This window comes from Lacticaseibacillus jixiensis, assembly GCF_042847315.1.
Lineage (GTDB): Bacteria > Bacillota > Bacilli > Lactobacillales > Lactobacillaceae > Lacticaseibacillus > Lacticaseibacillus jixiensis.
The window spans coordinates 196263-205522 of record NZ_BAAFPR010000003.1; the positions used below are offsets into that span (position 1 = coordinate 196263).

Annotated in this window: 10 protein-coding genes and 1 pseudogene; 5 read left to right on the forward strand and 6 right to left on the reverse strand. The window is 47.4% G+C overall.

Annotated features, from left to right (window positions below; translation table 11 throughout):
- Positions 1 to 126 precede the first annotated feature (126 nt).
- From thiD to ACGG90_RS03300, 4 genes are read left to right on the forward strand one after another with little or no spacing between them, the layout of a single operon-like run.
- The gene (gene thiD, locus ACGG90_RS03285) at positions 127 to 942 is read left to right on the forward strand and encodes a bifunctional hydroxymethylpyrimidine kinase/phosphomethylpyrimidine kinase (protein ID WP_390405819.1); all 816 of its coding nucleotides are present in this window, start codon (positions 127 to 129) and stop codon (positions 940 to 942) included.
- On the forward strand, positions 932 to 2089 hold the full coding sequence (cytX, locus tag ACGG90_RS03290) for a putative hydroxymethylpyrimidine transporter CytX (protein ID WP_390405822.1): 1158 nt from the start codon (positions 932 to 934) through the stop codon (positions 2087 to 2089). Before thiD ends, cytX begins: the two co-directional genes overlap by 11 nt.
- A complete protein-coding gene (gene thiE / locus ACGG90_RS03295; RefSeq protein ID WP_390405824.1) occupies positions 2070 to 2696 on the forward strand; it encodes a thiamine phosphate synthase in 627 nt (208 codons plus the stop codon). The genes cytX and thiE overlap by 20 nt, the downstream gene beginning before the upstream one ends.
- Before the next feature lie 59 nt (positions 2697 to 2755).
- Positions 2756 to 3280, forward strand: coding sequence for an AAA family ATPase (locus ACGG90_RS03300; protein WP_390405826.1), 525 nt, complete (start codon positions 2756 to 2758; stop codon positions 3278 to 3280).
- 404 nt (positions 3281 to 3684) lie between these two features.
- On the opposite strand, the gene ACGG90_RS03305 is transcribed toward ACGG90_RS03300, so the two are convergent.
- The 4 genes from ACGG90_RS03305 to ACGG90_RS03320 form a co-directional block, all read right to left on the reverse strand.
- Positions 3685 to 3882, reverse strand: a complete 198-nt coding sequence (locus tag ACGG90_RS03305; RefSeq protein WP_390405829.1) for a hypothetical protein — start codon at positions 3880 to 3882, stop codon at positions 3685 to 3687.
- Positions 3883 to 3891: 9 nt separating this feature from the next.
- The gene (locus ACGG90_RS03310) at positions 3892 to 4083 is read right to left on the reverse strand and encodes a hypothetical protein (protein ID WP_390405831.1); all 192 of its coding nucleotides are present in this window, start codon (positions 4081 to 4083) and stop codon (positions 3892 to 3894) included.
- Positions 4084 to 4182: 99 nt separating this feature from the next.
- Positions 4183 to 4938: a DUF805 domain-containing protein gene (locus tag ACGG90_RS03315; RefSeq protein ID WP_390405833.1), complete on the reverse strand. Its 756-nt coding sequence runs from the start codon at positions 4936 to 4938 to the stop codon at positions 4183 to 4185.
- A 198-nt stretch (positions 4939 to 5136) separates the two neighbouring features.
- Positions 5137 to 5922: a hypothetical protein gene (locus tag ACGG90_RS03320; RefSeq protein WP_390405836.1), complete on the reverse strand. Its 786-nt coding sequence runs from the start codon at positions 5920 to 5922 to the stop codon at positions 5137 to 5139.
- A gap of 437 nt (positions 5923 to 6359) precedes the next feature.
- Here ACGG90_RS03320 and ACGG90_RS03325 point away from each other — a divergent pair, with 437 nt between their 5' ends.
- Complete coding sequence (locus ACGG90_RS03325; protein ID WP_390405838.1) at positions 6360 to 7193, forward strand: helix-turn-helix domain-containing protein; 834 nt, start codon at positions 6360 to 6362, stop codon at positions 7191 to 7193.
- A 571-nt stretch (positions 7194 to 7764) separates the two neighbouring features.
- Here the strand turns inward: ACGG90_RS03325 and ACGG90_RS03330 are convergent.
- Both ACGG90_RS03330 and ACGG90_RS15650 read right to left on the reverse strand, forming a co-directional pair.
- Entirely contained in the window at positions 7765 to 8475 is a 711-nt protein-coding gene (locus tag ACGG90_RS03330; RefSeq protein WP_390405840.1) for a hypothetical protein, read from the reverse strand.
- A 575-nt stretch (positions 8476 to 9050) separates the two neighbouring features.
- Positions 9051 to 9260 (reverse strand): annotated as a pseudogene (locus tag ACGG90_RS15650) (IS30 family transposase); the annotation flags it as partial.

A 9260-nucleotide genomic window follows, 5' to 3' on the forward strand; every position in this document is an offset into this window, starting at 1 on the left:
GTACTTTGTCCCGAGTACGATGGCGTAGCTAAATGCACCCGCGTTGGGCTGTGCAGCTCGACGAGAAACCAGAGCAGAGCAAAGCGCACTTAGCGGTGCTCGACGAAACCCAATAAGGAGAACAACATGGACCAATTTCCTCAAGCATTATCGATCGCCGGTTCCGATTCCGGCGGCGGGGCCGGCATGCAAGCTGACCTCAAGACGATTCAATCGCGGCACGTTTTTGCCACCACGGTGTTGGTGGCGATCACTGCGCAAAATACCCTCGGCGTGCAAGATTCGCTGGCTTTGCCAGAAGCAATGATCGATGCGCAATTTGCCAGCTTGGCCGCAGATCTGGCCATCCGCGCTTGCAAAACCGGGATGCTTGCTGACGTGCCCACGGTGCGCGCAGTCGTTCGCAACCTTAAGCGTTACGACTTCGGCCCGCTGACAGTCGATCCGGTGATGATCGCCAAAGGTGGTGCGTCGCTGTTAAGCGAAGATGCCATTGCCGTGGTCCGCGACGAATTATTACCATTGGCGACTTTGGCGACACCGAATTTACCTGAAGCCCAGAAGCTGGCTAACATGACGATCACCACCACTGATGATATGAAAGAAGCAGGGCGGCGCATCCTGGCCACTGGCGCGCAGAACGTCATCATCAAAGGCGGCCACCTTGAAGACAGCGACTCAGCTAGCGACTATGTTTTGTTGGCCAGCGGCGAAGACTTCTGGATGCCGGCCAAGCGCGTTGACACGATCCGCACGCATGGCACCGGCGACACCTTGTCGGCTTGCATCACCGCCGAATTGGCCAAAGGGCGCGACTTGGCAGGCGCCATTCGCACCGGCAAAGCCTATGTAGAAGCGGCGATCAAAGACGGCATCATTGTTGGCCACGGGCATGGGCCGTTGAATCACTGGGCATATCCGGAGGACGCATATGAAAACTAGTCTCAAAGACAACGCATTGTTATGGTTTGGCGCTGCCATCAGTCTGGCGGAAATTCTATCCGGCACCTTGTTTGCACCGCTGGGGCTGGGCATGGGCTTGCTGGCAATCTTGATCGGCCATGTATTAGGCGGCGCGCTGATGTATGGCTGCGGCCGCATCGGGGCGCTGACTGGGCAACCCGCGATGGCGACGATGGGCATTGCGTTTGGTAAACGCGGGGCGCAGTGGTTTGCCGGGCTTAACGTGTTGCAGCTGGTGGGGTGGACCGCGGTGATGGTCCTCACCGGAGCGCAAGCGGCGCAAGTATTCTGGCCGTTGGGGCTGGGCTTTTGGGCGATCGTGATTGGTGCGGTGACTGGCGTGTGGCTGTTGATCGGCTTGGCTGATTTAGGCAAGCTCAACACTGTGGCGATGCTGGCACTGTTATTGGCTGGCGTTTACTTATCGATTCGCTTCGTCGGCCACGCTCAGGTGCATGCCGCCAGCGGCAGTTTGAGTTTCGGTGCGGCGATTGAATTAGCCATTGCCATGCCGCTGTCGTGGCTGCCGCTGATCGCTGATTACACCAGCCAAGCCAAGCAGCCGCTGCAGGCCAACGCCTTAAGCGTCGGCGTCTACAGCATCGGCAGCATGTGGATGTTTGCCATTGGTTTATTAGGCACGGTGTTCACCGGCCAAACCAGCATCGCCGGGTTGATGCAAGGCTTTGGCATGGGCGCCGTGGCGCTGGTGGTGATTGTGTTGTCGACGATCACGACCACGTTCTTGGATGTGTATTCCGCCGGTGTTTCTGCGCAGCTGCTGGTCGGCGGGGTGACCAAGTGGTTGGCCATTGGCGTGACGGTGATCGGCACGGCGATTGCGGTGTTCGTGCCGGAAGCGGCTTATGCAGATTTCTTGTATTGGATCAGCGCGGTATTTGTGCCAATGGCAGTGATCGCCATTGTCGGCTTTGCCTTAGGTCAAAAGGCGACAGCCAGCTTGGATCTGCCGAATATCATCTTGTGGGTGCTGGGCGTGGCGTGTTATCGCCTGTTCTTGGCCCATGTTTCATTGCTGGGCAGCACGGTGCCGACGGTGTTGGTGGTAGGAATCTTAGCGGTACTAGTGAATTGGAGGCGGCGTGATGGACGCAAAATCGCTTAAATTATATGCCGTGACAGATCGGCAATGGCTTAACGGACGTACCTTGGCTGAATGTGTGACAGAAGCGATCCAAGGCGGCGTGACAATGGTGCAATTGCGGGAGAAGCACTTGTCAGATGCTGATTTCATCAAAGAAGCCTGGACGATCAAGCAAGTCTGTGCCGACTATCATGTGCCTTTTATCATCAATGATAACTTGGCAGTGGCGCAGGCCGTTGACGCCGACGGGATCCATGTCGGCCAAGCTGACTTGGCTGCCGGCACCATTCGCGCAAGTTGGGGGCCGGATAAGCTGGTAGGCGTCTCGGCGCAAACCGTGCCTGAAGCCTTGGCCGCCCAAGCTGCTGGCGCCGATTACCTTGGCGTCGGCGCGGTGTTTGCTACGGCGACGAAGCCGGATGCTGTGGACGTGCCGCTGACCACCTTGCGCGCCATCACCCAAGCCGTGCACATTCCGGCAGTGGCGATCGGCGGCATTCATCAAGGCAACTTGGCACAGCTGGCAGGGACGGGGATCGCTGGTGTCGCCTTGGTATCAGAGCTCTTCGCTGCCGCAGACATCCGCGCCAATGCCCAAACGCTGCTGGCCAGAATTCCTGAAGCCTGATTGATACCGCACTAGGCGACTAAAGACTGGTGCGGTATTCTAATGCCGGAGGGAAAACGATGAAACTCTTATTGATCGGCCGGCCTGGCGCCGGGAAGTCAACGCTGGCCTCAGCCATTGCGCAACAAACCGGCTGGCCCCTGCTGGCTTTAGACCAGCTGTGGCATGCCGACGATTATAGTGCCCAAGCCAAACAGCGCTTCATTGCCCAGCAGGAGGCTTTCATGGCAGCGCATGAGAATTGGCTGATCGATGGCAATTATGCCAGTACGCTGAATGTTCGCGTGCCGCAAGCCGACGTGATCGTGTGGGTACGCTGCAATGCGTTAGTCGCTTTGCTGCGGATATTGCGCCGCTCATGGCGCTTTGCCAAAGACCCAAGCAGCCGCCCGGAGATGCCCGCGAACTTTGTTGAACACTGGGATCGCGAATATGTGCGTTTCTTGTGGTATGTGCTGCGCTTTGCGCAAGTCGAGAAGCGGCGGTTGCAGCCGGCGCTGGCGCAGTTGCGAGAAACGCAGCGTTTGGTCATCGTGCGCACGCGCAAGCAGAAAAAGCAGCTGCTGGCGGCATTTTCCAGATAATCAAGGACTGATATAAATAGGTGTCCCATTATTTTGTCATTTAAAGCGGGTCTGCACGTGTAGCGTTGAATTTCTCCAACAATAGAAAGTGTAGAGCCTTTAATCATATCAGCATTAGATTCTACGCTTCGTACTAGTGATGGGTTGACCCACCAACTTAACGATTGATCAATACGAAAAAGGTTTCTCATCACTGAGAAACCTTCAAAGGATAGGAACTATCCTTCAACACCATTTGACAAACTTCCACACAAAAAACCTCATGAACGCCTCAAAAGCCCACCGCCTAGAAATGCCTAGATGATGGGCTTTTTGAAGTTGTACGCCTTGTGTCAAGTTGCAGCCTCGGAACTCGCAAGCTTGTCCCCCGAACCAATAAGACTACTTTTCTGCGCACAGCTATATTAATAATCTGGATGTTTCAATTGCCACTTACGAATCTCCACCTTTAGATTCCACCAACGTCTAGCCAAGTCTAACCCCGCTACAAGAGCAACGCCTCCAACAAGGAAACGCGACCGCAATAAGAATGAAACAGCAAGGCATAAATCTAAAATGACAACAATCGCGAATACCAGCAACAGCTTATTAGTTTTTTTCATTTTAATCCTTTATGCAAAGAGATAACCGTCGTTGGAACCATCAATACGATCCGCTGCCTCAGCGACAAGTCCGCAAAAAGAGGTTCCTGTAACCACCATAGCGATTTCCGTAAGACCGGTAACCGTAATACCAAGCTTAGAAAGAATGTATTTCTCAACAAGCTTCACAACAGCTTTAATATTATCTTTCGTATGTGTCAAGTGTTACTCGGTTTCGATAATTAAGTTGTGAGTGATAGGTCTGTTTTGCGTACGCCCTGATAAGGAACCATAAAACGACATGTATACATGCTACAGAGTTTACTTTCCGGAACCCTTTCGCAAGAGTCTAGGAAGTATGCCAACTATTAATGCAATGCCGAGCACGAGCTGGCCAATAACCCTTTGTCCAGAAAAAATAAAGTAGCCAGCAATTACCACGATGAAAAGTGCTAGTAGAGCTGAAATTGTACTATATTTACTTGATTTGATACTGTTGCCTTTGGAATGCTCATAGCTGGTTGTTTGATTTATTGAAACCAATTCTGTGGTGAGCGCATGTTTGGACGCTTTAAGTGTTGGCAATTGTGAGATGCAGTCAGTACCAATAGCTAATAACAATATGTTCCAATCGGCACTATTAAGCGCTAAAACAAGAAAAGTGACATAAAACATGCAAACGATATAACGTAGTACAATGTAGATTCCCCAAGGTATACCTGCATCTCTGTAACGGCGAATTCCCATTGCAAGAGAAGGTACTGAGATCCATAGAATAAAAACGAGCCAGAATCCTAAAAGTCCCATCCAAGCACTATCCTGCGAATCGTTCAAATGTCCAAGATGGCCCTTCAACAATTGTGTGGGAGAGTTGAATATTTGTACTAAAAGTATAGAACTGACTACCACCTCAACAAGTGTTGTCCAAAGTTTCATCCACCAAAACTCTCGACGAGTGCTTTTTCCCTTAAAGTTAAAGATATTATTGAAGAAGCCAATGATCGCATTTATTCCGCCAACGTCATAATAATTATTATTAGTTTCAGCTGCAACGGTTTCTGAAGCTCGTAGTAACATTATATCAACTCGCAATCTATCAGATTATAGTAATACAAGGTCGGAAATAGAGCGATATTTCAGTGAGTAAACGCCTCACCAGTACCATACGCTTTCGTGAGTCAATCCACAATATAAGAATAAAAATATCCCATCAAATAAAACCACACGCCTTAGGACGTATGGTTAGGTAGATACAACACTTTGTATTTCCTTGTGTTATAGGTTGCCCGTTGAAACCCCGAGAGTAAAGATATTAATATCTACATAGAATGATCCATACTTACCTACGACGTTGTCAACTGCCACATCGATAAGTGAAAACGCACTGGCAGCAAGATAGAGTGCAAAATTTGCAGTTTCAATAATACTAATGAATGGTAATAGTTCTGGAAAAAGGACAGCACATTGACTAACTGCCATCGACACGTCAGAGCCCATGCTCAACATGTTGGAGAATTTATCACAGAAGTCTCGGAATTTGTTGGCTACTGCGTTTGTGTTAAGTTTAACTCGAATGTAATTCCATCCGTTAGTCACGGTGACCGATGCAGCCATCCGAGTTTCAATTTGCTGGCCCGCGTCATTGTAGTAAGCCTCAAATTCCTTAGTTTCTGGATCAATGGTTAAGTGTTGGGATAGGACCTGGAAGTTTCTTTCCTGTAGGACTTTTACCGCTAGAACATATTCACTAGTTTTTAGCGAATCGATTGCATTTTTCGCAAGGACGTATTGGTTATCAATGACTTGAATTAAAGCATTGATTTTTGTTTGAGTCTCCAGAGAAATTGGTGCCGTTACCTGATTATTTGATTCAAGAGGACTCACGGAAACCGGGTCTGAAAAATCTGCAATTGCATTGCTTTTTTCAATAACTGAATTTTCAGTCTTCGTGCTAGAAGTATTTTCGGTGCCTGAGGACGCAAACGCTGTTAAAGTTGGGGTGGAAGCACTTGCGAGCATCATAGCGCAGAGTGCTGCATAGCTAAGTCTGGTGATCTTCATAAAAGTTTCCTCCTTTGTGTGCTGTTTTTTTACAGCATGAGTATCCGTCAACAATACGGTGGAGATGCCTTGTGAAGTTGTGCTAATCGAAACCAGTTGCACTGCTTAGAAGTATCGAGGTAATGGCTGAAATCGCTATCATAAATGTTTGAATGAGCGTCAGACACGGCGTATATTTCAGGCAGCTAAGTTAATCCGAGCTAGCAGGGCTGCAAGTTGTTGTACGACTTTGTTTGAATAGACAATCATTACTTAAGGCCCAGAGTCTCCCAATCCAGTGGTAATGGCATCATGAGCGAACCCTCCTTTCTTCGCTTGCCTAAGTTATCTTTTCCATAGGTTAACCATACACGGCGAAACTGGGCTTTAAGATTTTTGACAAGTATTACAACATTTAAATAACAGTATTTTTTCAATATACGTTGGAGATGTTGATATTGCGGCACGGGGAATTAATTAAAAAACTTCGCATTGAACGGAATTTGACGCAGGAACAATTGTCGGCAGGCATTACAAGCCGAAATTCACTTGCCGCATTTGAACGTGGTGGGTCAAGCATTACCTTTGATAACCTGGTTAGATATTGCAATCGGTTGAATATTACATTAGAGGAATACGAGTATCTTTACGACAGTAGTCTCATTGACCCGCGGAGAGAGTTGGCCACTAGGGTTTCACACGGATTTAAGGCGCCATTTGACCAATCCTTAGCAGATGATCTGTTGGCAAGATTTGAAGATACGAATGATTTCTACTTCTATAGTCTTTACGCCCAGTACTACCTTCTAAATGATCTTCGCTGTAAGGCAGTCTTAACTGATCCGAAGGTACCAGGAATTGTTGAGCATCTGAAGAACTACCTTGATTCAGTTTACAGCTGGGGACGATTTGAGCTAGTTCTGTTTACAAATTGTTTATTTGTTTTCGACGACAAGTATATTAGTTTTCAATTTCATGAATCTGTTGAAAGCATGTGGTTAGCTGTTAACAGCTCAAACCACGCCAATGATCTGCTCGCTTTTCTTATAAACGGAAGCCAACTTACATTTGAACGCCATGACGAAGTTCTCTTCTGTGAGTTTAAGAGTGAGCTGGCCAAAGTTGCGAATACCTATCATGATGTTAGAGCGAGTATTGCGTTGCAAGTGTTTCAAATGCTTAAGCAATCAAGAAGTGGTCAGGATGTCACTAAGATAAAGCGAAAAATTTTGTCCGCATTGCGTACGGTTGACCAACAAAGCTGGATAGAATACATCAAAGAAAATTGCTGATTGCAATATTGCCATGTTCGTGTGTTGTTGTAAGGATAAAAGAGTGCGGAATCAATCTTAGCGCTCTTTTTCGCTGATTGGCTGGATCAGCGATACGAACACAAGTAGTTGCCGTCTAGCTCAAACGGCTGCAATGGAAAAAAGAGCCGTCACTTATGCCAATCGGTACAACAGTGAGCGTTGCCAAGAAATTCTACGCTTCGTACTAGTGATGTGTTGACCAACCAACTTAACGATTGGTCAATACGAAAAAGGTTCCTCATCTCTGAGAAACCTTCAAGGGATAGGAATCATCTTTCAATACCATTGTACTTGGAGAAATGGGGTCAACAAATCGTACAGAACCAAGAATGAAGTGCAGCTCGCCACTGAATTCACAGACTATCGGTTCTTGGACGTTAACTCAAGCATAAGATAGGTGAGATCAAAGAAGGAAACTATGATAAAAATCAGTGTAACCGTCTTCGTCGACAGGTATAAGCTTACCACCGTGATAATCAACAGTATATATAGAAATATAATAAGCCAAAGTTTCTTATTCATTGTCATCCTTCTTTATAGCTTCTTAGGGTTATTGGTACCCGTGACTATTAATGCCATCCAATAGAATGGCTGTTGCAACTCCAGCTAATCCGCCAATTGCCGATACCCCCACATCAAAGAAGTTGATGTCGAACCATACGCCACCAGGAAATGGTGTAGTAAACATCTTAGAAGCAGTGGCCTTAATTTGCGAAGTCGTAAGATATGACGCGGCACCTGTTAATCCCATCCCGTTAACCGCTCGGTTCGCCGCCGTACGACTTAAATAAATTCGGACAAAGTTCCAATGTACGGTAACCTTGGTCACACCCTCGGTATATCGAGCATCGAGAGATGGAAGGACAGGCGACAAGATACCGTTATTATAGATGTAAACAACGTCCGAACCAGGATCGGCAACAAAGAAATCTTCAAAGCCATCCTCAATCATTGTCGCAATGTGTGCATTGCTTAATGCAATTTGGACGCTCAAGAAGTCATATTCAGAGTTCGTAAGATCAGTCAACGCGTCACTTGCAAGTTCAAACCGGGAAGCGCTTACGTTAACTTTAACATAGTCTACAAGGTTGTCAATATTTACTTCACCGTCAATAGCATTTTCGATGTCAGTTGTATTGCGATCAGCGTTTGCCGATGAATTCAACGTTTCCGTAGATGCAAACGTAACGACAGATGGGGTAGCCGCCCCTGCAAGCATCACTGCACTCAACAGGGCGTAGCTAAATTTGGTGACTTTCATGGGTGGTTCCTCCTTATCTTTGTGTTTTTGAAAATATTATTAGTAATCCTTTGAGAATCGATTTCCACTAAAGACAGCAGCAACAATTAGATGAGTCTGATTTCAGAAAAGTCTGCAAGTTCATTGCTGCTTTCAACAATACGGTGGAGATGCCTTGTGAAGTTGTGCTAATCGAAACCAGTTGCACTGCTTAGATCGGATTGGCTAAGTATCGAAGTAATGGCTGAAATCGCTATCATAAATGCTTGAATGAGCGTCAGACACGGCGTACATTTCAGATAGCTAAGTTAATCCGAACTAGCAGGGCTGCAACTTGTTGTAAGACTTTGTTTGAATAGACAATCATTACTTAAGGCCCAGAGTCTCCCAATCCAATGGTAATGGCATCATGAGCGAACCCTCCTTTCTTCGTTTGCCTAAGTTATCTTTTCCATAGGTTAACTATACACGGCGAAACTGGGCTTTAAGATTTTTGACAAGTATTACAACATTTAAATAACCGCAAATTGCAAGAACAAGTTAGCCACCCCATGGCACGACACCGTGAGATGAACTGTTATCTTTGATGAGTTGAGCTAGCTGGCTACGACTACCTTGGCAGCTCGTCGCTGAGCTCGAGCGCGCTCAGCGACGAAGACTTCCTCGGTCGTCCGATATCTGAGTTGGCGACGAGGGAGGCGGTTGAGCCGATCTTGAGTTTCGGCGACAGCTTGTGGGCTGACAGCGTCTAGGGATTCACCTTTGGGAAAGTCTCGCCGAACCATCTTATTGTGGACCTCGTTGGT

Coding starts and splice junctions, on each gene's coding strand:
- thiD (WP_390405819.1), top strand. CDS start 127: ATGGACCAATTTCCTCAAGCATTATCGATCGCCGGTTCCGATTCCGGC.
- cytX (WP_390405822.1), top strand. CDS start 932: ATGAAAACTAGTCTCAAAGACAACGCATTGTTATGGTTTGGCGCTGCC.
- thiE (WP_390405824.1), top strand. CDS start 2,070: ATGGACGCAAAATCGCTTAAATTATATGCCGTGACAGATCGGCAATGG.
- ACGG90_RS03300 (WP_390405826.1), top strand. CDS start 2,756: ATGAAACTCTTATTGATCGGCCGGCCTGGCGCCGGGAAGTCAACGCTG.
- ACGG90_RS03305 (WP_390405829.1), bottom strand. CDS start 3,882: ATGAAAAAAACTAATAAGCTGTTGCTGGTATTCGCGATTGTTGTCATT.
- ACGG90_RS03315 (WP_390405833.1), bottom strand. CDS start 4,938: ATGTTACTACGAGCTTCAGAAACCGTTGCAGCTGAAACTAATAATAAT.
- ACGG90_RS03320 (WP_390405836.1), bottom strand. CDS start 5,922: ATGAAGATCACCAGACTTAGCTATGCAGCACTCTGCGCTATGATGCTC.
- ACGG90_RS03330 (WP_390405840.1), bottom strand. CDS start 8,475: ATGAAAGTCACCAAATTTAGCTACGCCCTGTTGAGTGCAGTGATGCTT.